The sequence below is a fragment of the Pseudomonas sp. PvP001 genome, assembly GCF_040546375.1.
Lineage (GTDB): Bacteria > Pseudomonadota > Gammaproteobacteria > Pseudomonadales > Pseudomonadaceae > Aquipseudomonas > Aquipseudomonas coleopterorum.
Genome location: NZ_JBEPNQ010000001.1, coordinates 2,132,491 through 2,157,825, shown reverse-complemented (window position 1 = coordinate 2,157,825; position 25,335 = coordinate 2,132,491). Strand labels below are relative to the sequence as shown.

Genomic DNA, 25,335 nt, shown 5'->3' with positions numbered 1-25,335 from the left:
TGGGCGCAACGCCGATGTGCACGATCCCTATGTTCGAGCACATTCCCCTGTAGCAGCGGCGCGAGCCGCGTCATGCCTTGGCCCTTTCATTAATAGGTCTGAGGGCGGGACGCGGCTTGCGCCGCTGCTACAGGGGGCTGTGGTGAATGGGGATGCGCTGGTTTGGTGCGGGGTGTTTGTGGGTGGTCCAGAATGGTGCGTTCGGCCGTTCGTACGATAACTGGTCAAACCTTGAGCAATTTCCGCTATAATCCGCGCCCCTCTTTTCAGGCTGGCATTTCGCGCGCTGTTTTCATGAAACTTATCGTAAAAGTCTTCCCAGAGATCACCATCAAGAGCCCGCCGGTGCGCAAGCGTTTCATCCGCCAGCTCGCCAAGAACATCCGCATGGTGCTCCGTGACCTGGACCCGCAGCTGGTGGTCAATGGCGTGTGGGACAACCTTGAAGTCCAGACCAAGTTGACGGACGCCAAGGTGTTGCGCGAGATGACCGAGCGCCTGAGCTGCACGCCAGGTATCGCGCATTTCCTGCAAGTGGACGAATACCCGCTGGGCGATATGGATGACATCGTGGCCAAGTGCAAGGCGCACTTCGGCCCGCTGCTGCCTGGGAAGATCTTTTCGGTGCGTGCCAAGCGTGCCGGCAAGCATGCCTTCAGCTCGATGGACGTGGAACGCACCGTCGGCAGTCAGTTGCGCCGCGAGTGCGGCGCTGCCGGCATCGACCTGAAAAAGCCCGACGTCGTGGTGCGCCTGGAAATTCGTGACCAGCGCCTGTTCGTCATCCATGACCAGCACGATGGCATGGGCGGTTACCCGCTGGGCGCCCTGGAGCAGACGCTGGTCCTGATGTCCGGTGGTTTCGACTCCACCGTCGCGGCCTACCAGATCATGCGCCGCGGCCTGATGACCCATTTCTGCTTCTTCAATCTGGGCGGTCGTGCCCATGAACTGGGCGTGATGGAAGTCGCTCACTTCCTGTGGAAGAAGTACGGCAGCTCCCAACGCGTGTTGTTCATCAGCGTGCCGTTCGAGGAAGTGCTGGGCGAGATACTCGGCAAGGTCGACAACAGCCACATGGGCGTGATCCTCAAGCGCATGATGCTGCGTGCCGCCACGCGTCTGGCCGACCAGTTGAAGATTCCTGCGCTGGTCACCGGTGAGGCCATCTCCCAGGTCTCCAGTCAGACCCTACCCAACCTGTCGGCGATCGACAGCGCCACCGATAAATTGGTGTTGCGTCCACTGCTGGCCAGCCATAAACAGGACATCATCGATCAAGCAGTTGAAATTGGGACTGCCGATTTTGCCAAACACATGCCAGAATATTGCGGCGTGATTTCGGTCAACCCGACCACCAGCGCAAAACTGCCGCGCGTTGTCCATGAAGAGAAGTCTTTCGACATGGCCGTGCTCGAGCGAGCGTTGGAGCGTGCCAAGCTGGTGTCCATCGATGAAGTCATCGACCAGCTGGGCCGGGATATCGAAGTCGAAGAGGTCAGCCAGGTGCTGCCTGGACAGGTCGTCATCGATATCCGCCACCCCGATGCCCAGGAAGACCAGCCATTGTCACTGGCCGGCATCGAGGTCAAGGCAATGCCTTTTTATGCCCTGAACAACCGCTTCAAGGAACTGGACTTCACACGCCAGTACTTGCTGTATTGCGACAGGGGCGTCATGAGCCGACTGCATGCTCACCATTTGTTGAGTGAGGGACATGCCAATGTGCGCGTTTATCGTCCGACATAGAGTTCCGGGGTTGAATGGCGGATCCATCCGCCATCGCCCTCCCGATTGCAGGCAGCGCGGGAGTCACTGCGCCGCTTGACCGAATTCGCTGTTTATTAATATTCGCCACGTAGAATGCGCGGCAACCGAATCCTCTGATCGAGATACACAAGTGATCGAAAATCTACGCAACATCGCCATCATTGCTCACGTTGACCATGGTAAAACCACCCTGGTAGACAAACTCCTGCGTCAGTCCGGCACTCTGGAGCGCAACGAGCTCAACGACGAGCGCGTGATGGACTCCAACGACCAGGAAAAAGAGCGCGGCATTACCATTCTGGCGAAGAACACCGCCATCAACTGGAACGGCTACCACATCAACATCGTGGACACCCCGGGCCACGCCGACTTCGGTGGTGAAGTAGAGCGCGTGATGTCGATGGTCGACTCCGTGCTGCTGCTGGTCGACGCCCAGGACGGCCCTATGCCGCAAACCCGTTTCGTGACCAAGAAGGCATTCGAAGCCGGCCTGCGTCCGATCGTTTGCATCAACAAGGTCGACCGTCCGGGCGCGCGTCCTGATTGGGTTCTGGACCAGATCTTCGATCTGTTCGACAACCTGGGTGCCACCGAAGAACAGCTGGACTTCAAAGTCGTCTACGCCTCGGCCCTGAACGGCATCGCCGGTCTGGACCACAACGACATGGCCGAAGACATGACCCCGCTGTACCAGTCGATCGTCGACAACGTTCCAGCGCCAGCCGTGGACCGTGAAGGTCCATTCCAGATGCAGATCTCCGCTCTGGACTACAACAGCTTCCTGGGCGTCATCGGTGTTGGCCGTATCGCTCGTGGTTCGGTCAAGCCGAACACCCCGGTTGTCGCCATCAGTGCCGACGGCAAGAAGCGCAACGGCCGTATCCTCAAGCTGATGGGTCACCACGGTCTGCACCGTGTGGACGTCGAAGAAGCCGCTGCTGGCGACATCGTCTGCATCAGCGGTATGGACTCGCTGTTCATCTCCGACACCCTGTGCCACCCGGACACCGTCGAGGCGATGAAGCCACTGACCGTCGACGAGCCGACCGTTTCGATGACCTTCCAGGTCAACGACTCGCCGTTCTGCGGTAAGGAAGGCAAGTTCGTCACCAGCCGTAACATCAAGGACCGTCTGGACAAGGAACTGCTCTACAACGTGGCTCTGCGCGTTGAAGAAGGCGACTCGGCCGACAAGTTCAAGGTCTCCGGCCGTGGTGAGCTGCACCTCTCGGTACTGATCGAAACCATGCGTCGCGAAGGCTTCGAAATGGGTGTCGGTCGTCCGGAAGTGATCATCCGCCAGGTTGACGGCGAGAAGCAGGAACCGTTCGAGAACGTCACCATCGACACCCCTGAAGAATCCCAGGGCAAGGTCATGGAAGAAATGGGTCTGCGTAAAGGCGACCTGACCAACATGGTGCCGGATGGCAAGGGTCGTGTTCGTCTGGAATACAACATCCCTGCTCGTGGTCTGATCGGTTTCCGTAACCAGTTCCTGACCCTGACCAACGGTGCTGGCATCCTGACCTCGATCTTCGATCGCTACGCTCCGATGAAGTCGGGCCACATGTCCGGCCGTCAGAACGGCGTACTGGTTTCGGTCGAAACCGGCAAAGCGCTGACCTACTCCCTGGAAACCCTGCAGGCGCGCGGCAAGCTGTTCGTCGAGCACGGTCAGGAGATCTACAACGGTCAGATCGTCGGCCTGAACAGCCGTGACACCGACATGGGCGTCAACCCAACCAAAGGCAAGAAGCTGGACAACATGCGTGCCTCGGGTAAAGACGAGACCATCGCTCTGGTTCCGCCGGTTCGCTTCACTCTGGAACAGGCCCTGGAATTCATCCAGGACGACGAGCTGTGCGAAGTCACGCCGAAGTCGATCCGTCTGCGCAAGAAGATCCTGGACGAAGGCGAGCGTACCCGCGCTGCCAAGAAAGCCAAGAACTGATTCGTAGTTCCGGTTGATCGAAAAAACCCCCGGCGCGAAAGCGTTCGGGGGTTTTTTTATGGCTGTGGGTGCTAGTAGGTCTGGCCTCTTCGCGGGCAGAGGGCTCGCCGCCCGCCCCGCTCCCACAGGAGGCTGGAGTGGGTCAGGGAGGGCCAGGTGCGGCCTTCGCGGGCAGAGACCCGCTCCCACAGGGGGCTTGGGTGTGTCAGGGAGGCCTTCGCGGGCGGAGGGCTTGCCGCCCACGGATGATCGCCGCCATTGTGGGAGCGGGTCTCTGCCCGCGAAGAGGCCGGCTTTGGCACCCCAAGGCCTTCCACATTGAGCCGGGGTGGATCAGCCTTGGCGTGATACCGGCTTGGGCTGATAGGCGCAGTAGCCGGGGCGAGGTCCGATCCTGGGGTGGTTGCGGCAGGTGTCCGGGCGCTTTTCGTAGATCGTGCACAGGCGGCTTTTCTTGTCCAGGTACAGGCAATCGTTGTTGCTCATGCGCGTCAGGGTGAAAATGCCCGACTTCTGGTTGAAGCGCTCGACGATGCCTTCTTTCTGCAACCGCTTGGCGACGTTCTTGGGTGGATCGCCTTTCTCGAACTCGTCCACCACACCGATACGGATCAGGTCCTTGATCTTCACTTCCACCGGCAGCGTGCAGCAGGTCGAGATACAGGCGCCGCACATCGGTGCAGAATATTTTTGCCAGGTGTCCAGGCGGTCCACTTCGGCGGCGGCAATCAAAGAGCTTTTCATCGTCAGGTCATCAGGCAAGATGGATCAGGGCGCGCGATCATACCGGCATTGGTGAAAAAGTGAACAACCTTCTGCCCGAAACCCCGCGAATGGTGCAAAGTTACGAACCTGAGCATTGAGTGTGTGTCGAAGCGTCTAGGCTCAGGTATTCCATCCAGTATCGTCAATTTCCCCGAGGACGCATTGCATGTCTCAGGAACCGCTTGTCCGTGACGCCGAGGTGGCCGATTTTCGCGCTGCTGTACTCGCCAAACTCACCTACGCGGTGGGCAAGGATCCCGATCACGCATTCGACCATGACTGGTTCGAGGCCATTGCCCTCGCGGCGCGCGACCACATGGTCGAGCACTGGATGGATCACACCCGGCAGATCTACCGCAAGGGCCAGAAACGGGTCTATTACCTCTCCCTGGAATTTCTCATTGGTCGGCTGCTCTACGACAGCCTGAGCAACCTCGGCCTGCTGGACATCGCACGTGAAGCGTTGACCGACCTGGGCGTGGATCTGGAGCGCATTCGCCTGCTCGAGCCCGATGCGGCGCTGGGCAACGGCGGCCTTGGACGCCTGGCGGCCTGCTTCATGGAAAGCATGTCGACCCTGGGCGTCGCCGCCCACGGCTATGGCATCCGCTACGAACACGGTCTGTTTCGCCAGGCCATCGTCGATGGCTGGCAGCAGGAACAGACCGAAAACTGGCTCAATTTCGGCAACCCCTGGGAGTTCGAGCGTCCCGAGGTGATCTACCCGATCAGCTTCGGCGGCCATGTGGAAACCGTCACCGACAGCGAAGGCCAGCAAAAGCAGGTCTGGTGGCCCAGCGAGACCGTACGCGCGATCGCCTACGACACCCCGGTGGTTCGGTTGGCGCGGTTCCAGCGTCAATACCCTGCGCCTGTGGCGCGCGCGGGCGATGGAAGACCTGCACCTGGAGCGCTTCAATGCGGGCGACCACCTCGGCGCTGTGGCCGAAGTGGCCCGTGCCGAGAGCATCTCGCGGGTGCTGTACCCGGCTGATAGCACCGAAGCCGGCCAGGAGTTGCGTCTGCGCCAGGAGTACTTCTTCGTTGCAGCTTCCCTCCATGATTTGCTGCGTCGTCACCTGAACGGCAACGACAGCCTGCTCAACCTGGCCGACAAGGCTGCGATCCAGCTCAACGACACTCACCCCTCCATCGCCGTGGCGGAATTGATGCGCCAGTTGGTGGACGAACATGGTCTGGCGTGGGAAACCGCGTGGGAAATCACCGTCAACACCCTGGCCTACACCAACCACACGCTGTTGCCCGAGGCGCTGGAAACCTGGCCGGTGGGCCTGATGGAGCGTGTACTGCCGCGCCACATGCAGATCATCTACCTGATCAACGCCTATCACATCGACTCGCTGCGCGCCAAAGGCCAGCACGATGTCGATGTCTTGCGCGCGGTCTCGCTGATCGAGGAAGACAACGGTCGCCGCGTGCGCATGGGCAACCTGGCGTTCCTCGGTTCGCACAGCGTCAACGGGGTGTCCGGCCTGCATACCCAACTGATGCGTAGCACGGTGTTTTCCGAACTGCACAAGCTCTATCCCGATCGGATCAACAACAAGACCAACGGCATCACCTTCCGCCGCTGGCTGTATCAGTCCAACAGCGAGCTGACCGCAATGCTGGTCGACAAGCTCGGCCCGGAACTGCTCGACAATCCGGAAGGGCTGCTCAAGAACCTCGAGCCGTATGCCGAGCAACCCGAGTTCCGCAAGGCCTTCGCGGCGCAGCGACTGAACAGCAAGAAAGCGCTGGCTCGCATCATTCATGAGCGCGTCGGTGTGACGGTCAACCCCGAGGCGATGTTCGACGTTCAGGTCAAGCGTATCCACGAGTACAAGCGTCAGTTGCTCAACCTTATGCACACCGTGGCGCTCTATCAGGCGATTCGCGCCGAGCCGGAAACCGCCTGGGTGCCGCGGGTGAAGATCTTCGCCGGCAAGGCGGCGGCCAGTTATCACCAGGCCAAGCTGATCATCAAGCTGGCCAACGATATCGCTCGGGTGGTGAACAACGATCCGACCGTGCGCGGCCTGCTCAAGGTGGTGTTCCTGCCCAACTACAACGTCAGCCTGGCCGAAAGCATCATTCCGGCGGCCGACCTCTCCGAGCAGATTTCCACGGCCGGCTACGAAGCGTCGGGCACCAGCAACATGAAGTTCGGCCTCAATGGCGCGTTGACCATCGGTACGCTGGACGGTGCCAACGTGGAGATGTGCGACTTCCTGGGCAAGGAGAACATGTTCATCTTCGGCATGACTGCAGCCCAGGTCGAAGAGCGCAAACATGCCGGGGGCTTCAGCGCCCATGGTGATGTCGCCGCTTCTCATCGTTTGAACGACGTTCTGCAGGCCATTCGTGGCGGTGTGTTCTCGCCCGACGATCCATCGCGCTACGCCGGTCTGGTCGACTCGTTGACCAGCTATGACCGCTTCCTGCTGTGTGCCGATTTCGATGCGTACTGGGATGCGCAGCGCAAGGTCGAAGAAACTTGGCATGACGCCGACAAGTGGTGGCGCATGGCTGTGCTCAATACGGCGCGCATGGGGTGGTTCTCGTCCGACCGGACCATTCGCGAGTATGCGCAGGATATCTGGCAGGCGCTGGAGTAAGGCCTGGAACCGCGGTGCTTCCTTCGCGGGCAGAGCCCGCTCCCACACCTGCCAACTGTGGGAGCGGGCTCTGCCCGCGAAGGGCGTGCGGCGGCGCACTTGATACACCCTGCTCCCACACGTGCCGACTGTGGGAGCGGGCTCTGCCCGCGAAGGGCGTGCGGCGGTGCACCTGATACACCCCCTCACCGAACTATCTCCATTGATAGCGATCTGATACCTGCCGCGGCGTGGCTAGCGCTCGCTTGGTTTGACCGCACCCGTGTAAACTGTGCGGGCTTTCCCCAACCCCCTTTTCTACTCCGGAGTCGTCCATGTCCCGCGTTACCCTGAGTCGCTACTTGATCGAGCAGACCCGTAGCAACAACACGCCGGCCGATCTGCGCTTCCTGATCGAAGTGGTGGCGCGCGCGTGCAAAGAGATCAGCCATGCGGTGTCCAAGGGCGCCCTGGGTGGCGTGCTTGGCAGCATGGGCACCGAAAACGTCCAAGGCGAAGTGCAGAAGAAGCTGGACGTGCTATCCAACGACATCCTGCTCGAAGCCAACGAATGGGGCGGTCACCTGGCCGGCATGGCGTCCGAAGAAATGGACAACGCCTACCAGATTCCCGGCCAGTACCCCAAGGGTGCGTACCTGCTGGTGTTCGACCCCCTGGACGGCTCCTCCAACATCGACGTCAACGTCTCGGTCGGCACCATCTTCTCGGTGCTGCGCTGCCCTACCGAGCACCTGAGCCAGAACGACAGCCTCAAGGAACAGGCCTTCCTGCAGCCAGGCACCCAGCAGGTCGCTGCCGGTTACGCCATCTACGGCCCGCAGACCATGCTGATCCTGACCTTGGGCAACGGCGTGAAGGGTTTCACCCTGGACCGCGAGATGGGCAGCTTCGTGCTGACCCACGAAAATATTCAGATCCCGGAAACCACCGCCGAATTCGCCATCAACATGTCCAACAAGCGCCACTGGGAAGCCCCGGTGACCCAGTACGTGGACGAGTTGCTGGCCGGTGAGGAAGGCCCGCTGAAGAAAAACTACAACATGCGCTGGATCGCTTCGATGGTCGCCGATGTGCACCGTATCCTGACCCGCGGTGGCCTGTTCATGTACCCACGCGACAGCCGCGAGCCGGAGAAGCCAGGCAAGCTGCGCCTGATGTACGAAGCCAACCCGATGTCGTTCCTGGTGGAGCAGGCCGGTGGCGCTTCGACCGACGGCCGCCAGCGCATCATGGACATCAAGCCAGAAGGCCTGCACCAGCGCGTCGCAGTGTTCCTGGGCTCCAAGCAGGAAGTCGAGCGCGTTACCGGCTACCACACCAAGTAAAGGTCGCGCGGCTAACACGCTCCGGCAGATGCTCCGCCCCCCCCCCTTGTGGGAGCGGGCTCTGCCCGCGAAGATATCGACGCGGTGTGTCAGGCAGATCGCGGTGAAGCCTTCGCGGGCAGAGCCCGCTCCCACAGGCCCGCTCCCACAGGTCCCAAGCCACAAGCCCCAAGCCACAAGCCCCAAGCCACAAGCCACAAGCCACAAGCCATGAGGGTCGCAATTGGAACCCGCGCCGCTTGCGCTCTTCTAAGCAGCACACACCCTGTGTCTGCCGTTCAAGGAGAGCCCCTCATGTCGTTGCGCAAGTTCGCCTTGCTACCTTTGTGCCTGTCGCTGATGATCGCCGGCTGCAGCAACGCCCCCGACGCCAGCATGGCGCCACGCACCGTCGACAGCGTAGACCTGCAACGCTACCAGGGCACCTGGTACGAAGTGGCCAGGCTACCCATGTTCTTCCAGCGCAACTGCGCCCAATCCGAAGCCCATTACACCCTGCAAACCGATGGCAACATCGGCGTGCTCAACCGTTGCCGTACCGAAAGTGGTGAATGGAGCGAAGCCAAGGGCACGGCGTCGCCACAGGTCCCGGGCAAGACCGACAAGCTATGGGTGGTGTTCGACAACTGGTTCTCCCGGATGGCGCCAAGCCTGGCCAAAGGCGACTACTGGGTCCTGGACGTGGACGACAGCTACCAGCATGCGCTGGTCGGCAGTCCGAGCCGCAAGTACCTGTGGCTGCTGTCACGCACCCCGCAGATCTCCACATCGGTACGCGAGCGGATGCTGGCGAAGGCACGCCAGCAGGGCTTTGACACCAGTCGCCTGATCTGGCGCGCGGCGGATGCCGACATCGGCAAGTAACGGATTGTCGCGACTTGCGCCGCGCACGAGTGGCGTTACTGCCCAAGCGCGAGTCGCGTTACAATGTCGCTCGCTGTGCCCTACGAATCAATCAAGGAATTCCCGTGCCGACTCCGCCTGTTGTCCCTGCGCTGGCTGCCCAGATGGGCGAAAGTCCGGCGCCCTTGTATGCCCGCGTCAAACAGATGATCGCGGTGCAGATCCTCAACGGTACCTGGCCACCGCACTACCGGGTGCCTTCGGAAAGCGAGCTGGTCAATCAGCTGGGCTTCAGCCGCATGACCATCAACCGTGCCCTGCGCGAGCTGACGGCCGAAGGCCTGCTGGTGCGCATGCAGGGTGTGGGAACGTTCGTGGCCGAGCCAAAAAGCCAGTCGGCGCTGTTCGAGGTGCACAACGTCGCCGACGAAATCGCCGCTCGCGGCCATCGTCACAGCAGCCGTCTGGTGCTGCTGGAAGAGGAGGCGGCCGGTGCCGAACGCGCCTTGACCCTGAACATGCGCGAAGGTCAGCGGGTGTTTCATTCGATCATCGTGCACTACGAAAACGACATCCCGGTGCAGATCGAGGATCGTTACGTCAACGCGCAGATCGCCCCGCAATACCTGCAGCAGGATTTCGTCGAAGAGACCCCCTATGCCTACCTGACCCGCGTGGCACCTTTGACTGCCGGCGAGCACGTGGTCGAGGCCATGCTGGCCAACCCCAGCGAGTGCGAGCTGCTGCAGATCGAGCGTGGCGAACCGTGCCTGCTGATCCTGCGGCGTACCTGGTCGGGCAAGACACCCGTCACCGCCGCGCGCCTGATCCACCCCGGATCACGCCATCGCCTGGAAGGCCGCTTCACCAAATAGGCCTCCCCACGGCACAAATATGCCAATCTGCCGTTCGTCGCGCAGAACAATGGCTCATCGTGCGGTCACACCCATAGATCGCCGTGACCATGGCCTATGTGGAGCAGGACCCGATGAAACTGAACAAGACCCTCCTGGCAACGACCCTGTCCCTGGGCTTGCTGGCCGGTGCCACCAGCAGCCAAGCCGCTGGCTGGTGCGAATCGGGCAAGCCGGTGAAATTCGCCGGCCTGAACTGGGAGAGCGGCATGCTGCTCACCGACCTGCTGCAATTCGTCCTCGAGCACGGCTACGACTGCAAGACCGACAGCCTGCCCGGCAACTCGATCACCATGGAGAGCGCCCTGGGCAGCAACGATATCCAGGTGTTCGCCGAGGAATGGGTCGGCCGCAGCGAAGTCTGGAACAAAGCCGAGCAGGCGGGCAAGGTGGTCGGGGTCGGCGCACCGATCACCGGCGCCGTGGAAGGCTGGTACGTGCCGCGCTACGTGATCGAAGGCGACGCCAAGCGCGGCCTCGACGCCAAGGCCCCCGACCTTGCCGCCATCGCCGACCTGGGCAAATACGCCAAGGTGTTCAGGGACCAGGAAGAGCCGAGCAAGGGCCGTTTCTACAACTGCCCGGCGGGCTGGACCTGCGAGCTGGAAAACAGCGAAATGCTCAAGAGCTATGGCTTGCAGGACAGCTACACCAATTTCCGCCCCGGCACCGGGCCAGCCCTGGATGCGGCTGTGCTGTCGAGCTACAAGCGTGGCGAACCGATCCTGTTCTACTACTGGTCGCCGACCCCGCTGCTGGGTCAGGTCGATGTGGTCAAGCTGGCGGAAAAGCCCGGTGTGGACAAGACCATCAGCATCAAGGTCGGCCTGTCGAAAGCCTTCCACGAAGGTGCGCCGGAATTGCTTCCCGTGTTCGAGAAGGTCAACCTGCCCATCGACCTGCTCAACCAGAACCTGGCGCGCATGAGCCGCGAGCGTATCGAGTCGCCCAAGCTGGCGCGCTTGTTTCTCAAGGAGCACCCGGAAGTCTGGAAACTATGGGTCAGTGAAGCGGCAGCCAGCAAGATCGAAGCGGCGCTGTAACGTGCCCCTTGTATTGAAGCCCCTTGCACCGAGAGCGCTCCATGTTTCCTGAGAGTTTCACCTTCTCCATCGCCGACTGGGTCAACGACGGCGTCGATGCCCTGGTAACACGCTACGGCGATGTGTTCCGGCAGATCTCCGACACGCTGCTGTGGGCCATCGTCAACCTGGAAAGCCTGCTGCGCATGACGCCTTGGTGGCTGATGCTGGCCATCGTCGGCGGCATCGCCTGGCATGCCTCGCGCAAATGGCTGACCACCGTGGTCATCGTTGGCCTGCTGTTTTTGGTGGGAGCCGTGGGCTTGTGGGACAAGCTCATGCAGACCCTGGCCTTGATGCTCGTGGCCACGGTGATTTCCGTAGTGATCGCCATTCCCCTGGGCATTCTTGCTGCGCGTAGCGACCGGCTGCGTGCGGTGTTGATGCCGCTGCTCGACATCATGCAGACCATGCCCAGCTTCGTGTACCTGATCCCGGTGCTGATGCTGTTCGGCCTGGGCAAGGTGCCTGCCATCTTCGCCACCGTCATCTACGCGGCACCGCCGCTGATTCGCCTGACCGACCTGGGTATTCGCCAGGTTGATCGAGAGGTCATGGAAGCGATCAACGCCTTCGGCGCCAACCGCTGGCAGCAGCTGTTCGGCGTGCAACTGCCGCTGGCACTGCCCAGCATCATGGCTGGTATCAACCAGACCACGATGATGGCGCTGTCCATGGTGGTGATCGCCTCGATGATCGGCGCGCGCGGCCTGGGCGAAGACGTGCTGGTCGGCATTCAGACACTGAACGTGGGCAAGGGCCTGGAGGCAGGGCTGGCGATCGTCATTCTGGCGGTCGTGATCGACCGCATCACTCAGGCCTATGGTCGTCCCCGTCACGAGGTAGGCCGATGAACCCACCCAAGATCGAAGTGCGCAATGTCTATAAGGTATTCGGCAAGCGTGAGAAAGAGGCGCTGGCGCTGAGCCAGCAAGGGCAAAGCAAGGAGCAGGTGCTGGCCGCAACCGGTTGCGTGGTCGGCGTCGATGACCTGTCGTTGTCGATCGCAGCGGGCGAGGTGTTCGTGATCATGGGCCTGTCCGGTTCGGGCAAGTCGACATTGGTGCGGCATTTCAACCGACTGGTTGACCCTTCCAGTGGCCAGATTCTGGTGGATGGCGAAGATATCCTGCGCTATGGCATGCCAGCGCTGCGCGAATTTCGCCGTCGCAAGATCAGCATGGTGTTCCAGAGCTTCGGCCTGTTGCCGCACAAGAGCGTGCTCGACAACGTCGCCTATGGGCTCAAGGTTCGCGGCGAGAGCAAGGCGCTCTGCCAGGAGCGGGCGCAGCAGTGGGTCGAAGCGGTCGGCCTCAACGGCTACGAGCGTGCCTATCCCCAGCAACTGTCTGGCGGCATGCGCCAGCGCGTGGGCCTGGCGCGGGCACTGGCGGCGGACACCGACATCATCCTCATGGACGAAGCGTTCAGCGCTCTGGACCCGTTGATCCGCGCGGAAATGCAGGACCAGTTGCTGGAATTGCAGACGCGCCTGCACAAGACCATCGTGTTCATCACCCACGACCTGGACGAGGCGATTCGCCTGGGCAACCGGATCGCCATCCTCAAGGACGGGCGCTTGATCCAGGCCGGGACCGCCAGGGAAATCCTGCACAACCCGGCCGACGATTACGTGGACCGGTTCGTGCAGCGTCGCAGTGTCGCGGTTTGAGGCGGCCGACGGTGTGATCTCGCAAGCGTCTGTCGGACGTTTCTGTCGGAAATTTCTGAAAAGCAGGTCTTTCAGACTTTTCCGATTGTTGTCCCGCAATACCCTGCCTAGCGTGCAGGCATCCGTCCAGGAACAAGGAATGCCTGCATGCCCGTCACCAAGCACTACCTCAGTCATGAAGCCATCCACAAGGCGCTGCGCATTGCCGACCTGACTGATGCCTGCGAGCCGCCCCATGCCGTGCGTCTGCTGGTCAGGGACCTGCTCGCCGGCCTGGTGCGCCAGGGCTGGCCTCTGGCCGAAGTGCACAAGGGGCCGCGGATCATCTCGGCTGTGGAAAACTTCCAGCTGTGCGGTGACGACCCCCAGGTGATGGATGAAATCGGCACTCACAGCTGTTGGGTCGATGATGAATTGCTGCTGCGGACCCAGACCAGCAGCGCGGTCATCACCGGCCTGCAGGCGGCGGCGGGGCGTCGCGCAGCGGGCGAAACCATCACGCTCGCCGCGCCAGGCATCACCTTCCGGCGCGATATCCGCGATCGCTGGCATTGTGCCGAGCCGCACCAGATGGACATCTGGGTATTGGGCGATGCGCAGCTGGGCAATCGCCAGGAGCTGCTGCGGCTGGTGGGCGACGTGCTGGACATCGCCGTACCGGGACGAATGTGGGCGCACAGCTCCGGCGTCTGCGGTTTTACTCGCGATGGCCTCACTGTCAGCCTGGTCACCCGCCAGGCACCGGTGGATGTTCTGGCCTGCGGCTGCATCTGTCCGGCGTTCCTGCAACGCCTGGACGTCGATCCCCAGGCCCATGGCGGGCTGGTCCTGCGCCTGGGGCTGGACCGCCTGGCCATGCTGCGCAAGGGCGTTCCGGACATTCGCCTGCTGCGCGATGGCCATCCCCAGGTACAGGCGCAGATGGGTGACCTCAAGGCCTGGCAACCGCTGTACCGTCAACCGGCCATCAGCCGTGACCTGTCGCTGGCAGTGGAACCGGGGCTCGGCATCGAGGACATCACCGAGCATGTCCTGCAGGTGGCGGGCTATCGCGCCAGCTGGATCGAAGAGCTGCGCATAAGAGGTTGCTGGTCGTTCGAGGAATTGCCGTCTCTGACCGTCAAGCGCCTGGGCATCGTTCGCGGCCAACACAATCTGGTGCTGCAGGTGGTGCTGCGCGACCATGCCCAGTCCTTGACCACGCAGCAGGCCGACGACCTGTACCGGGACATCCGCGCGGCCCTTCATCGAGGGGTGCCCGGTGGCGCCTATCTGGTAGGAGAGCGCTTGTGAAACCCTGCAATGGATAGGGAGAATGCGCCAAGTGGCCATTCGGGTTTATGATGGCCGACGGCAGAGACCCAACTTCCAACGGAGCGCACGATGCAAACCCTGTACCCGCAGATCAAACCCTACGCCAGGCATGATCTGGCCGTGGAAGAGCCGCACGTGCTGTATGTCGACGAGAGCGGTTCGCCGCAGGGCTTGCCGGTGCTCTTCATCCACGGCGGTCCGGGTTCGGGGTGCGACGCGCAGAGCCGTTGCTACTTCGATCCGAACGTCTATCGCATCGTCACCTTCGACCAGCGCGGCTGCGGTCGTTCCACGCCCCACGCCAGCATCGAGAACAACACCACCTGGCGGCTGGTGGCGGACATGGAGCGCATTCGTGAACACCTTGGCATCGACAAGTGGGTCCTGTTCGGCGGTTCCTGGGGCTCGACCCTGGCACTGGCCTATGCGCAGACGCACCCCGAGCGCGTGCATGGCCTGATTCTGCGCGGAATCTTCCTGTGCCGCCCTCAGGAAATCGAATGGTTCTACCAGTGCGGCGCCAGCCGCCTGTTCCCCGACTACTGGCAGGACTACGTCGCCCCGATCCCGCTGGAGGAGCGCGGCAACCTGTTGCAGGCCTTCCACAAGCGCCTCACCGGCAACGACCAGATCGCCCAGATGCACGCTGCCAAGGCATGGTCCACCTGGGAAGGCCGTACCGCGACCCTGCGACCCAACCCGTTGGTGGTCGACCGCTTCTCCGAGCCGCAACGTGCACTGTCGATCGCGCGCATCGAGACCCACTACTTCGTCAACAACGCTTTCCTGGAGCCTGATCAGCTGATCCGCGACATGCCGCGCATCGCCCACTTGCCGGCGGTGATCGTGCATGGCCGCTATGACGTGATCTGCCCGCTGGACAACGCCTGGGCGCTGCATCAGGCCTGGCCCAACAGCGAGCTGCAGGTGATTCGCGACGCCGGCCACGCCGCTTCCGAGCCGGGTATCACCGATGCGCTGGTGCGTGCCGCCGAACAGATGGCGCGCCGTTTGCTGGACTTGCCTCTGGAAGAGGCATGAAGGGGCTGCTGCAGCGGGTCAGCCAGGCCCGTGTCGAGGTGGCCGGGGAGACCATAGGGGCGATCGATCAGGGTTTGCTGGTGCTGGTGGCCGTCGAACCGGACGACACCGCCGCCAGCGCCGACAAGCTGCTGCACAAACTGCTCAACTATCGGGTGTTCAGCGATGAGCAGGGCAAGATGAACCTCTCGCTCAAGGACATCGGTGGCGGCCTGTTGCTGGTGTCGCAATTCACCCTTGCGGCGGACACCCGCAGCGGCCTGCGCGCAGGCTTCTCCAGCGCAGCGCCGCCGGCCCTGGCACAGGCGCTTTTCGACCACCTGGTCGAGGCGGCAAAAAAAGCGCACATGCAGGTTCAGGTGGGGCAATTCGGTGCCGATATGCAGGTAAGCTTGACCAACGATGGGCCTGTAACCTTCTTGTTACAAATTTAGTGGCCTATTGATGGCGAGTTTGCGGTCGTCGACCTCTCTTCGTCGCATAAATACTTGGGCTACCCTGATGCGTTGTGACGCGACGTACTAGATAATCGCGCGCCAGGGGGGCCACGTTTTGCTACCCGGTATTTCCAGTTTGAAGCGTGTCTGGCTCCGCTTGGGGAATCATTAAGCCCTTTTGGAGTCGGAACAGTGCTCGCCAACCCGGCGCAAGATTGCTGGCCGTTGGTTTTTCGATATGTTTTCGGCGAGGGTTGCTCGTGATTGTTAGTCCTTTAAATGCTTCAAGAACACCCCGCACTCGGTTGCGCAAAGCGATGCTGGCCGGGTCTGCACTGTTCTGCCTGTTCAGCGCCAGCCAACTCTGGGCCTTCAGCCTGGACGATGTTGCCGGACGCGCCAAGGAGCTTGCCGGTCAGAAATTCGAAACCCCGCGCAGCAACTTGCCCAAAGAGTTTCGCGACATGAAGTTCGCGGACTACCAGAAGATCCGTTTCCGCAACGAGAACGCTGAATGGGCCGATGCCAAGACCCCGTTCAAGCTGTCTTTCTATCACCAGGGCATGCATTTCGACACGCCGGTGAAGATCAACGAAGTCACCGCCACTGCCGTCAATGAAATCAAGTACGACCCTGCGCGTTTCGATTTCGGCGACCTGCAGTTCGATCCCAAGTCCACCGAGCAGTTGGGCTACGCCGGTTTCCGTGTGCTGTTCCCGATCAACAAGGCGGACAAGCAGGACGAGATCATGACCATGCTGGGCGCGAGCTACTTCCGCGTCATCGGCAAGGGTCAGGTCTATGGCCTTTCGGCCCGTGGCCTTGCCCTGGATACGGCACTGCCGTCGGGTGAAGAGTTCCCGCGATTCCGCGAATTCTGGGTAGAACGTCCGAACGAAGGCGACAAGCAGCTGGTGATCTTTGCCCTGCTCGATTCGCCACGTTCCACCGGCGCCTACAAGTTGACTCTGCGTCCGGGCAAGGACACCACCGTCGACGTCGAGTCGCGGGTGTTCCTGCGTGACCGCGTCAGCCGCCTGGGTATCGCGCCGCTGACCAGCATGTTCCTGTTCGGTTCGAACCAGCCGTCCCGTGTGCAGAACTATCGCCACGAGCTGCATGACTCCACCGGTCTGTCCATCCATGCCGGCAATGGTGAATGGCTGTGGCGCCCGCTGAACAATCCGAAGCACCTGGCCGTGAGCAGCTTCACCGTCGAGAACCCCAAGGGTTTCGGTCTGCTACAGCGTGGCCGCGAGTTCTCCCGCTACGAAGACCTCGACGACCGCTACGACAAGCGCCCAAGCGCCTGGATCGAGCCGAAGGGTGACTGGGGCAAGGGCACCGTCGACCTGGTGGAAATTCCTACCGCGGACGAAACCAACGACAACATCGTGGCGTTCTGGAACCCGGAGAAGATCCCGGAGCCGGGCGTGGCGCTGGAGCACAACTACCGCCTGCACTGGACGATGGACGAAGACGAGTTCCACTCGCCCGACATTGCCTGGGTCGATCAGACCCTGCGCTCGACCGGCGACGTGAAGCAGTCCAATCTGATCCGTCAGGCCGATGGCAGCATCGCGTTCCTGATCGACTATCAAGGTCCGGTGCTGGCCGCTCTGCCTGAGGACACCACCGTTCGCAGTCAGGTCAGCGTCGACGACAACGCCGAGCTGGTCGAGAACAACGTTCGCTACAACCCGGAAACCAAAGGCTGGCGTCTGACCCTGCGGGTCAAGGTCAAGGATCCGAACAAGGCCGTGGAAATGCGTGCGGCGCTGGTCAAGGATCTGCCGGTGGAGCCCGTCAAGGCCGCCGAGCCGGTCGAAGACAAGGCTGCGCACAAGCATGACAAGGCGCACGGCAAGGCCGAGAAGCCAGCCGAAGTGGCCCAGGCCCCTGCAGCGACCGCGCCGGAAGCCGCTGCCGAAACCGCTCCTGCCACACCTACCGAACCGGTCAAGACCGAACAGGTCCTGACTGAAACCTGGAGCTACCAGTTGCCCGCCGATGACTAATTCTCCAGCTCGGCCAGAATCGCTTGGCGAATACCTGGCTCAATTGCCCTTGGGGGACGCACAGCGCGCAGAACTTGCCGACTGTACGTCCTTCACCGAACTGCACGAGCGCCTGTCCGGGCGCCCGGCGCACGATGCCGTGCTCGGCGCACAGAACTCGGTCGAGCAGCGCCTGCGGCTGGATTCGGCTGCCGAACTGGAAGAGGCCGAGATGTTCGGCGTCGACGCCAGCGGCCGCCTGCAGCTCAAGGCCACGCCACCGATCCACCGCACGCTGGTGGTTCCCGAGCCGTGGCGCACCAACGTCCTGGTTCGGGCATGGCGCAAGCTGACCGGCAAGGCCAGCAAGCCCGAGCCGACCAGTGACAAGCGCGAGCTGCCGAAGGCGCGCTGGCGCTGGGTCGGTTCGATGCGTCGCTACATTCTGCTGGTGCTGATGCTCGGCCAGACCATCGTCGCCGGCTGGTACATGAAAGGCATCATGCCGTACCAGGGCTGGGGCATGGTCGACCTCGACGAAGTGGTTCGTCAGCCGATCATGCAGACCGCCACCCAGGTCCTGCCGTACTTCCTGCAGACCAGCATCCTGATCCTCTTCGGTATCCTTTTCTGCTGGGTATCGGCGGGGTTCTGGACGGCGTTGATGGGCTTTCTCGAACTGCTCACCGGTCGCGACAAGTACCGTATCTCCGGTGCCAGCGCGGGCAATGAGCCGATCGAAGCAGGGGCGCGTACCGCGCTGGTGATGCCGATCTGCAACGAAGACGTGACACGCGTCTTCGCCGGTCTGCGCGCCACGTTCGAATCGGTGAAGGCGACCGGCGATCTGGATCGCTTCGATTTCTTCGTGCTCAGCGACACCAATGACGCTGACATCGCCGTTGCCGAGCAACAGGCGTGGTTGCAGGTGTGCCGCGAAGCCGGTGGTTTCGGCCACATCTTCTATCGTCGCCGTCGTCGTCGGGTCAAGCGCAAGAGTGGCAACCTCGACGACTTCTGCCGTCGCTGGGGCAGCGAGTACCGCTACATGGTCGTACTCGATGCGGACAGCGTGATGAGCGGTGAATGCCTGACCAGCCTGGTGCGCTTGATGGAAGCGACGCCGGACGCCGGCATCATCCAGACCGCGCCGAAGGCGTCGGGCATGGACACCCTGTATGCACGCATGCAGCAGTTCGCCACGCGCGTATACGGTCCGCTGTTCACGGCCGGTCTGCACTTCTGGCAGTTGGGCGAATCGCACTACTGGGGGCACAACGCGATCATTCGCATGAAGCCCTTCATCGAGCACTGCGCCCTGGCGCCGCTGCCGGGCAAGGGTGCGTTCGCCGGTGCGATCCTCTCCCACGACTTCGTCGAGGCGGCCCTGATGCGCCGTGCCGGCTGGGGCGTGTGGATTGCCTACGACCTGCCAGGCAGCTACGAAGAGTTGCCGCCCAACCTGCTCGACGAACTCAAGCGCGATCGCCGCTGGTGCCACGGCAACCTGATGAACTTCCGTCTGTTCCTGGTCAAGGGCATGCACCCGGTTCACCGGGCGGTGTTCCTGACCGGCGTGATGTCGTACCTGTCGGCACCGTTGTGGTTCTTCTTCCTGGTGTTGTCCACGGCCCTGCTGGCGGTGAACACGCTGATGGAGCCGACCTACTTCCTGGCGCCACGGCAGCTGTACCCATTGTGGCCGCAATGGCACCCCGACAAGGCAGTGGCGCTGTTCTCCACCACCATCGTGCTGCTGTTCCTGCCCAAGCTGCTGAGCATCATCCTTATCTGGGCCAAGGGTGCGAAGGAATACGGCGGTCGCTTCAAGGTCACCCTGTCGATGCTGCTGGAGATGCTGTTCTCCATGCTGCTGGCGCCGGTGCGCATGCTGTTCCACACCCGTTTCGTGCTGGCCGCGTTCCTGGGCTGGGCGGCAACCTGGAACTCGCCGCAACGCGACGACGACTCCACTCCATGGAGCGAAGCGATCAAGCGTCACGGTTCGCAAACCCTGCTGGGTGCGGCCTGGGCTGCCCTGGTGATCTGGTTGAACCCCAGCTTCCTGTGGTGGCTGACGCCGATCGTGGGTTCGCTGATGCTGTCGATCCCGGTATCGGTGATTTCCAGCCGGACCAACCTGGGTGTGCAGGCTCGGGAGGAGAAGCTGTTCCTGATCCCGGAAGAGTACGACACGCCACAGGAACTGGTTTCCACCGATCGCTACACCCAGGAAAACCGCGACAACGCGCTCAAGGACGGTTTCGTACGTGCGGTCGTCGATCCGCGCCAGAACGCCCTGGCCTATGGTTTGGGCACGGCACGGCACGGCAAGGCCGCGCCGATCGAGAGCATGCGTGCGCAGTGGGTCCATCAGGCTCTGGAAGGGGGTCCGCAGAAGCTCGATAACAGCACGCGCATGTCGCTGCTCAGCGATCCGGTGGCGATCTCGCGTCTGCACGAGCATGTCTGGGCCGATCAGAACACCGCCTGGCTGGATGCGTGGCGCCAGTCCAAGCAAGCGGAACGCCCGGCTCAGCCCGTGCAACCGCTCGGCGTTGTACCGGCAACCGGCTTGCAGAACGCCTGACCGCACTTGACCTTTTCGCGGCCGCTGACCGCTCCTACAGGAATCTCCAAACACCTGTAGGAGCGGTCATCGGCCGCGAAGGTCGCACCTCGACATCCCCGCCATGCCCCCCAACAGTGCCATCCGGCACTAATTTCAGTACCAAACTTTGTCCAGACCCCCGTTTGAGTTAGGATCGCACCCCGAAATGGTGCGCCCAGGCCGGGTCGTGCCCGAAGTTGGCTAGGGGAATTGGTGATGAACAAGTATCTGTCGATGCTGCTGCTCGGCGTCATGGCCATGGCGGCCGTGGGTTCGGCGCACGCCGGCGCTATCGATGAAGCGGTCAAGCGCGGCACATTGCGCGTGGGCATGGACCCCACCTACATGCCGTTCGAGATGACCAACAAGCGTGGCGAAATCATCGGTTTCGAAGTCGACCTGCTCAAGGCCATGGCCAAGTCCATGGGTGTCAAGCTGGAACTGGTATCGACCAGCCTGGACGGCATCATTCCAGCCCTGATGACCGACAAGTTCGACATGATCGGCAGCGGCCTGACCCTGACCCAGGAACGCAACCTGCGCATCAACTTCAGCGATCCGTTCATCGTCGTCGGCCAGACCCTGCTGATTCGCAAGGAATTGGCCGACAAGATCAAGACCTACAAGGACCTGAACTCGGAGGACTACCGCATCACTTCCAAAGTGGGCACCACCGGTGAGTTCGTGGCGCGCAAGCTGATCGCCAAGGCGCAATACCATGGCTACGACAACGAGCCCGAAGCGGTGCTCGATGTGGTCAACGGCAAGGCCGACGCATTCATCTACGATTCGCCCTACAACGTGGTGGCGGTGGACAAGGTCGGCAACGGCAAACTGGTCTACCTCGACGAGCCCTTCACCTACGAACCGCTGGCGTTCGGTTTGAAGAAGGGCGACTACGACAGCCTCAACTTCATCAACAACTTCCTGCGCCAGGCCCGTGAAGACGGCAGCTACGATCGTATCCACAAGAAGTGGTTCGTGAACAAGAACTGGCTCAACGAAATGCAGTGACTGCGCCTCTGGCCAGACGCTCCCTGACGCGCGGGCGTGCCCCGCGCGTCGGTCTTCTAGCGGATTGAACCCCCTGTGATCAAACACCACAAAGCCCAATGGCCCTGGCACGGGCTGACCGCGCTGGTGCTCATCGGCCTGGCTTTCAGCTTGTACGCCGCGACCTCGCGCATCTCCTACGAGTGGCACTGGAATCGTGTGCCGCAATACTTCGTCTACCAGGCCGAACAGCCGCAGCGCGCCGAAGGCTACGGCAGCGTCGAACAGATCACTCGGCAGGGCGGGCAGGCGCAAGTGACCCTGCGCGATGAAGACGGCGGCGAGCAGGTGTTGCAGGTGGACGCCAGCAGTGTCGTGCTGCAGGAGGGCGATGACGTGTCCGAAGGCGACCAGATCGGCGTGACCCGGCACTGGACGGCCGGACCGATCGCCTGGGGCTTGTGGACCACCCTGTGGCTGTCGCTGGTGTCGGGCGTGGTCGGGCTGCTGCTGGGTCTGGTCACCGGTCTGTGCCGACTGTCGAGCAATCCCACCCTGCGTCATCTGTCCACCGTGTATGTGGAGCTGGTGCGAGGCACGCCGCTGCTGGTGCAGATCTTCATCTTTTATTTCTTCATCGGTACCGTGCTCAACCTCTCGCGGGAATTCGCCGGTGTTGCGGCACTGGCGTTGTTCACTGGCGCCTACGTCGCCGAGATCGTGCGCTCGGGCGTGCAGTCCATCGCGAAGGGGCAGGGCGAGGCCGCCCGTTCCCTGGGCCTGGATGCCGGCCAATCGATGCGCTACGTGATTCTGCCGCAGGCGTTCAAGCGTGTGTTGCCACCGCTGGCGGGTCAGTTCATCAGCCTGGTCAAGGACACATCGCTGGTTTCGGTGATCGCCATCACCGAGCTGACCAAGAGTGGGCGCGAGGCGATCACCACGTCGTTCTCGACGTTCGAGATCTGGTTCTGCGTGGCAGCCCTGTACCTGGTCATCAACCTGCCGCTGTCGTATTTCGCCAGCCGGCTCGAGCGGAGGCTTGCGCAAAGTGATTGAAGTACGCGACCTGTTGAAGGTGTTCAATACCCGCGGCCAGGTGGTGCGTGCGGTGGATCAGGTCAGCACCCAGGTGGCCAAGGGCGAGGTGCTGGTGGTTCTGGGTCCTTCAGGTTCGGGCAAGTCCACGTTCTTGCGCTGCCTCAATGGCCTGGAGGCGTTCGATCAGGGCTCGGTCAGCATCGACGGCCTGCGCCTGGATGACCCCAAGACCAACATCAACGCCTATCGGCGCGAAGTCGGCATGGTGTTCCAGCACTTCAACCTGTTTCCGCACATGACCGTGCTGGAAAACCTCTGCCTGGCGCAGAAGGTGGTGCGCAAGCGTGGCAAGGCCGAGCGCGAGGCCAAGGCCCGTGCGTTGCTGGCCAAGGTCGGCATCGGCGAGAAGGCCGATGCGTTTCCGTCACGGCTGTCCGGCGGCCAGCAGCAGCGCGTGGCCATTGCCCGCGCGTTGTGCATGGACCCCAAGGTGATGCTGTTCGACGAGCCGACTTCGGCGCTCGACCCGGAGATGGTCGGTGAAGTGCTGGAAGTGATGAAGACCCTGGCCGAGGAGGGCATGACCATGGTGTGCGTTACCCATGAGATGGGTTTCGCTCGGGAAGTGGCGGACCGGGTGCTGTTCTTCGACCACGGCCGTTTGCTGGAAGACGCGCCCCCGGCCGAGTTCTTCGATGCACCCAGGGATCCCAGGGCACAGGCGTTCCTGCGGCAGGTGTTGTAGTTCTGCTGTTTGGGTGACTGTAGGGCCTCTTCGCGGGCAGAGGGCTCGCCGCCCGCCCCGCTCCCACAGGAGTACGGTTGGAGTTGTAGGTCTGTTGCCTGGCTGACTGGCTGTGTTGGCCTCTTCGCGGGCAGAGACCCGCTCCCACAAGATCGCTGTAGATTCCTGTGGGAGCGGGTCTCTGCCCGCGAAGAGGCCCGCAAGCCCACCACCCAACCTCAAACCTTGAACTGCCCCACCAACCCCTGCAGGTGTGTCCCCAGCCGCGCCAGCTCGATGCTCGACGCTGCGGTCTCCTCGCTCGCCGCCGACGTCTGCTCGGAAACCTCGCGCACATTGAGCACGCTGCGGTTGATCTCGTCGGCCACCACGCTCTGTTGCTCCGCCGCTGCCGCGATCTGCTGATTCATGGCCTGGATCGCTGACACCGTGCGGGTGATGTCGCTCAACGACTGTCCGGCACGGCGAGCCAGTTGCACGCTGCTATCGGTCATTTCGCGGCTGCTGTCCAGCGCGCTGGACACCTGATGAGTCCCGGTTTGCAGGGATGCGATCAGCGCCTGGATCTCTTCGGTCGATTGCTGGGTACGTTGGGCCAGGCTGCGTACTTCATCGGCCACCACGGCGAATCCACGACCGGCCTCGCCGGCGCGGGCCGCCTCGATAGCCGCATTGAGGGCCAGCAGGTTGGTCTGCTGGGCCACGGAGGTGATCACATCGAGCACACCGCCGATCTTGCTGCTTTCCTGCTTCAACTGGTTCATGGCTTCGCTTGAATGCAGCACTTCGGCCGCCAGACGTTCGATCTGGCCCACCGCCTGACTGACCACCCGATCGCCTTCGCGTGCCTGCTGATCGGCAGCCACAGCGGCCTCGGACGCCTCTTCGGCATTGCGCGCGACTTCCTGCACGGTAGCGGCCATCTCATTCATGGCGGTGGCGACCTGATCGGTTTCGACCTTCTGCGCGTTGACCCCGGCACTGGTCTGCTCGGTGACCGCAGACAACTCCTCGGCCGCGCTGGCCAATTGCGTCACGCCTTCGCTGATGCCGCCCACCAGTTCACGCAGGTTCAAGGTCATGCGCTGCAAGGCCAACTGCACCTGGCCCAGTTCGTCACGCCGGGTAATGGCGGGCGACTGCCTCAGATCACCGGACGCAACCCGTTCGACACTGGCCAGGGTCTGGCGCAGGGGGCCGACGATCTGCGCGGTAATGGCCCATGCCGCGGCAATGCCGAGCAAGGTCGCCAGCGCTGCCGCAATGGCCAGCCAGGCCTTCGCCTGGGCGGTGTCAGCGTCGCGCTTGGCGGTCTGCGAGTCGCCGAGTCGGTCGCTCATATCGAGCAGCGAAGTCCCCAACGTCGTCATTTTGTCGATGCTCTGAAGAGTGGCCTGCTGATTCTCGCTGAATTGCGCCACCGCGGCGCGGTAGGCGCTCAAGGATTCCCCGGCTTGCTGCAGGCGACCGGCGAACTCACTGGATACGCTGGCCTGTGCAGCGGCGACCGAGGCTATCGCCTGGTCGATGGCCGTCAGGGCCGGCTGACGCGCTTCGTCCTTGGCGCTGTAGGTGTAGCCACGGACCTGGAAGCGAGCTTGCTGAATCAGCCGACTGGTTTCCACCAGCGTGCTGAACGCCGACAGGTCGCCTTGGCCGAGCAGGGCTGCCTGCACCTGATTGACTTCGGCGACGGCGCGGTCGGCGGTGCTGCCCAGTTGGCTGCGCGCGGCCTCGCGACCCTGGATCGACAGCAGCGACGCGGCGAACGCCTGGCGATAGGCTTGCGTAGCCGCTATTTCCTGTTCGACCAGCGCAATGTCTTCGGACATCACGAGGGTGTGCTGTGCGATCACCAGGTTGGCATCGAGCTCATCGAGCAGGCGATTGACGGTGTCGGCACCGGAACTGCCTTTCTGCAATTCGAACGATTGAGCTGCGATGCGCAGGTCGCGCATGCGGTCATCGAGTATGGAAATGCTGGTGATCTTGTCGGCCCGTTCGATCAAGCGGGACAAGCCGAACCAGCCGGTGGCGGCGATCAGCAGCGTAAGCAGTAGCACCAACCCGAAACCGATCCCCAGTTTCAGGTTGACGCTCAGATTGCCCAGGTAACGGGCAAAGGTGTTCGACATGATTGAAGCTCCCTTTCAGGCCGACAGCGTGATTGTCGGCAGTTCAAGGGCATCGGCGTGAATGGAAGAAACTCGATGGTG

Annotated in this window: 18 protein-coding genes and 2 pseudogenes; 17 read left to right on the top strand and 3 right to left on the bottom strand. The window is 62.3% G+C overall.

The genetic code is table 11. The features are described from left to right. Positions 1–294 precede the first annotated feature (294 nt). Both thiI and typA read left to right on the top strand, forming a co-directional pair. Positions 295–1,749 carry a tRNA uracil 4-sulfurtransferase ThiI gene (gene thiI, locus ABMD26_RS09850; protein WP_134722889.1) on the top strand — a complete coding sequence of 485 codons (1,455 nt, stop codon included), beginning with the start codon at positions 295–297 and terminating at the stop codon, positions 1,747–1,749. A 151-nt stretch (positions 1,750–1,900) separates the two neighbouring features. Next, on the top strand, positions 1,901–3,721 hold the full coding sequence (gene typA, locus ABMD26_RS09845) for a translational GTPase TypA (RefSeq protein WP_049861725.1): 1,821 nt from the start codon (positions 1,901–1,903) through the stop codon (positions 3,719–3,721). Positions 3,722–4,054: 333 nt separating this feature from the next. On the opposite strand, the gene ABMD26_RS09840 is transcribed toward typA, so the two are convergent. Continuing rightward, positions 4,055–4,465, bottom strand: coding sequence for a YkgJ family cysteine cluster protein (locus ABMD26_RS09840; RefSeq protein ID WP_090355641.1), 411 nt, complete (start codon positions 4,463–4,465; stop codon positions 4,055–4,057). A gap of 187 nt (positions 4,466–4,652) precedes the next feature. Between ABMD26_RS09840 and ABMD26_RS09835 the strand changes: the two are divergent. From ABMD26_RS09835 to ABMD26_RS09765, 15 genes and pseudogenes are all read left to right on the top strand, one after another. Further along, positions 4,653–7,104: pseudogene (locus tag ABMD26_RS09835) on the top strand (glycogen/starch/alpha-glucan phosphorylase). A gap of 314 nt (positions 7,105–7,418) precedes the next feature. Next, positions 7,419–8,429, top strand: a complete 1,011-nt coding sequence (locus ABMD26_RS09830; protein ID WP_049861729.1) for a class 1 fructose-bisphosphatase — start codon at positions 7,419–7,421, stop codon at positions 8,427–8,429. 339 nt (positions 8,430–8,768) lie between these two features. After that, the gene (locus ABMD26_RS09825) at positions 8,769–9,293 is read left to right on the top strand and encodes a lipocalin family protein (RefSeq protein WP_414704830.1); all 525 of its coding nucleotides are present in this window, start codon (positions 8,769–8,771) and stop codon (positions 9,291–9,293) included. 143 nt (positions 9,294–9,436) lie between these two features. After that, positions 9,437–10,147, top strand: a complete 711-nt coding sequence (hutC, locus tag ABMD26_RS09820) for a histidine utilization transcriptional repressor HutC (RefSeq protein WP_177327972.1) — start codon at positions 9,437–9,439, stop codon at positions 10,145–10,147. A 113-nt stretch (positions 10,148–10,260) separates the two neighbouring features. Continuing rightward, positions 10,261–11,229 (top strand): ABC transporter substrate-binding protein, encoded by a 969-nt coding sequence (locus ABMD26_RS09815; RefSeq protein WP_354309279.1) that lies wholly within the window; start codon positions 10,261–10,263, stop codon positions 11,227–11,229. 41 nt (positions 11,230–11,270) lie between these two features. Continuing rightward, entirely contained in the window at positions 11,271–12,122 is an 852-nt protein-coding gene (locus ABMD26_RS09810; RefSeq protein ID WP_049861732.1) for an ABC transporter permease, read from the top strand. Then, on the top strand, positions 12,119–12,940 hold the full coding sequence (locus ABMD26_RS09805; RefSeq protein ID WP_049861733.1) for a quaternary amine ABC transporter ATP-binding protein: 822 nt from the start codon (positions 12,119–12,121) through the stop codon (positions 12,938–12,940). Before ABMD26_RS09810 ends, ABMD26_RS09805 begins: the two co-directional genes overlap by 4 nt. A 147-nt stretch (positions 12,941–13,087) precedes the next feature. Further along, positions 13,088–14,233 (top strand): PheS-related mystery ligase SrmL, encoded by a 1,146-nt coding sequence (srmL, locus tag ABMD26_RS09800; RefSeq protein ID WP_354309276.1) that lies wholly within the window; start codon positions 13,088–13,090, stop codon positions 14,231–14,233. A 90-nt stretch (positions 14,234–14,323) separates the two neighbouring features. Beyond that, positions 14,324–15,295, top strand: coding sequence for a prolyl aminopeptidase (gene pip, locus ABMD26_RS09795; RefSeq protein ID WP_049861735.1), 972 nt, complete (start codon positions 14,324–14,326; stop codon positions 15,293–15,295). Next, positions 15,292–15,729, top strand: coding sequence for a D-aminoacyl-tRNA deacylase (dtd, locus tag ABMD26_RS09790; protein ID WP_354309273.1), 438 nt, complete (start codon positions 15,292–15,294; stop codon positions 15,727–15,729). Before pip ends, dtd begins: the two co-directional genes overlap by 4 nt. Before the next feature lie 263 nt (positions 15,730–15,992). Then, the gene (locus ABMD26_RS09785) at positions 15,993–17,750 is read left to right on the top strand and encodes a glucan biosynthesis protein G (RefSeq protein ID WP_122744089.1); all 1,758 of its coding nucleotides are present in this window, start codon (positions 15,993–15,995) and stop codon (positions 17,748–17,750) included. Next, the gene (gene mdoH, locus ABMD26_RS09780) at positions 17,743–20,319 is read left to right on the top strand and encodes a glucans biosynthesis glucosyltransferase MdoH (protein ID WP_354309270.1); all 2,577 of its coding nucleotides are present in this window, start codon (positions 17,743–17,745) and stop codon (positions 20,317–20,319) included. Before ABMD26_RS09785 ends, mdoH begins: the two co-directional genes overlap by 8 nt. Positions 20,320–20,556: 237 nt before the next feature. Next, entirely contained in the window at positions 20,557–21,354 is a 798-nt protein-coding gene (locus ABMD26_RS09775) for a transporter substrate-binding domain-containing protein (protein WP_354309268.1), read from the top strand. Between the two features lie 75 nt (positions 21,355–21,429). Then, positions 21,430–22,392, top strand: coding sequence for an amino acid ABC transporter permease (locus tag ABMD26_RS09770; protein WP_122743955.1), 963 nt, complete (start codon positions 21,430–21,432; stop codon positions 22,390–22,392). Continuing rightward, positions 22,385–23,119, top strand: coding sequence for an amino acid ABC transporter ATP-binding protein (locus ABMD26_RS09765; RefSeq protein ID WP_122743956.1), 735 nt, complete (start codon positions 22,385–22,387; stop codon positions 23,117–23,119). Before ABMD26_RS09770 ends, ABMD26_RS09765 begins: the two co-directional genes overlap by 8 nt. Before the next feature lie 218 nt (positions 23,120–23,337). Here the strand turns inward: ABMD26_RS09765 and ABMD26_RS22185 are convergent, their stop codons facing one another. Together ABMD26_RS22185 and ABMD26_RS22180 are read right to left on the bottom strand one after the other, a co-directional pair. After that, positions 23,338–24,051: a methyl-accepting chemotaxis protein gene (locus tag ABMD26_RS22185; RefSeq protein ID WP_375143236.1), complete on the bottom strand. Its 714-nt coding sequence runs from the start codon at positions 24,049–24,051 to the stop codon at positions 23,338–23,340. Positions 24,052–24,192: 141 nt separating this feature from the next. Next, positions 24,193–25,254, bottom strand: a pseudogene (locus ABMD26_RS22180) (methyl-accepting chemotaxis protein); the annotation flags it as partial. Positions 25,255–25,335: the final 81 nt, after the last annotated feature.

Bases quoted from the DNA above. Each gene is read 5' to 3' on its own strand.
- thiI (WP_134722889.1), top strand. From the start codon at position 295: ATGAAACTTATCGTAAAAGTCTTCCCAGAGATCACCATCAAGAGCCCG.
- ABMD26_RS09840 (WP_090355641.1), bottom strand. From the start codon at position 4,465: ATGAAAAGCTCTTTGATTGCCGCCGCCGAAGTGGACCGCCTGGACACC.
- ABMD26_RS09830 (WP_049861729.1), top strand. From the start codon at position 7,419: ATGTCCCGCGTTACCCTGAGTCGCTACTTGATCGAGCAGACCCGTAGC.
- ABMD26_RS09825 (WP_414704830.1), top strand. From the start codon at position 8,769: ATGATCGCCGGCTGCAGCAACGCCCCCGACGCCAGCATGGCGCCACGC.
- hutC (WP_177327972.1), top strand. From the start codon at position 9,437: ATGGGCGAAAGTCCGGCGCCCTTGTATGCCCGCGTCAAACAGATGATC.
- ABMD26_RS09815 (WP_354309279.1), top strand. From the start codon at position 10,261: ATGAAACTGAACAAGACCCTCCTGGCAACGACCCTGTCCCTGGGCTTG.
- ABMD26_RS09810 (WP_049861732.1), top strand. From the start codon at position 11,271: ATGTTTCCTGAGAGTTTCACCTTCTCCATCGCCGACTGGGTCAACGAC.
- ABMD26_RS09805 (WP_049861733.1), top strand. From the start codon at position 12,119: ATGAACCCACCCAAGATCGAAGTGCGCAATGTCTATAAGGTATTCGGC.
- srmL (WP_354309276.1), top strand. From the start codon at position 13,088: ATGCCCGTCACCAAGCACTACCTCAGTCATGAAGCCATCCACAAGGCG.
- pip (WP_049861735.1), top strand. From the start codon at position 14,324: ATGCAAACCCTGTACCCGCAGATCAAACCCTACGCCAGGCATGATCTG.
- dtd (WP_354309273.1), top strand. From the start codon at position 15,292: ATGAAGGGGCTGCTGCAGCGGGTCAGCCAGGCCCGTGTCGAGGTGGCC.
- mdoH (WP_354309270.1), top strand. From the start codon at position 17,743: ATGACTAATTCTCCAGCTCGGCCAGAATCGCTTGGCGAATACCTGGCT.
- ABMD26_RS09775 (WP_354309268.1), top strand. From the start codon at position 20,557: ATGAACAAGTATCTGTCGATGCTGCTGCTCGGCGTCATGGCCATGGCG.
- ABMD26_RS22185 (WP_375143236.1), bottom strand. From the start codon at position 24,051: ATGAATGAGATGGCCGCTACCGTGCAGGAAGTCGCGCGCAATGCCGAA.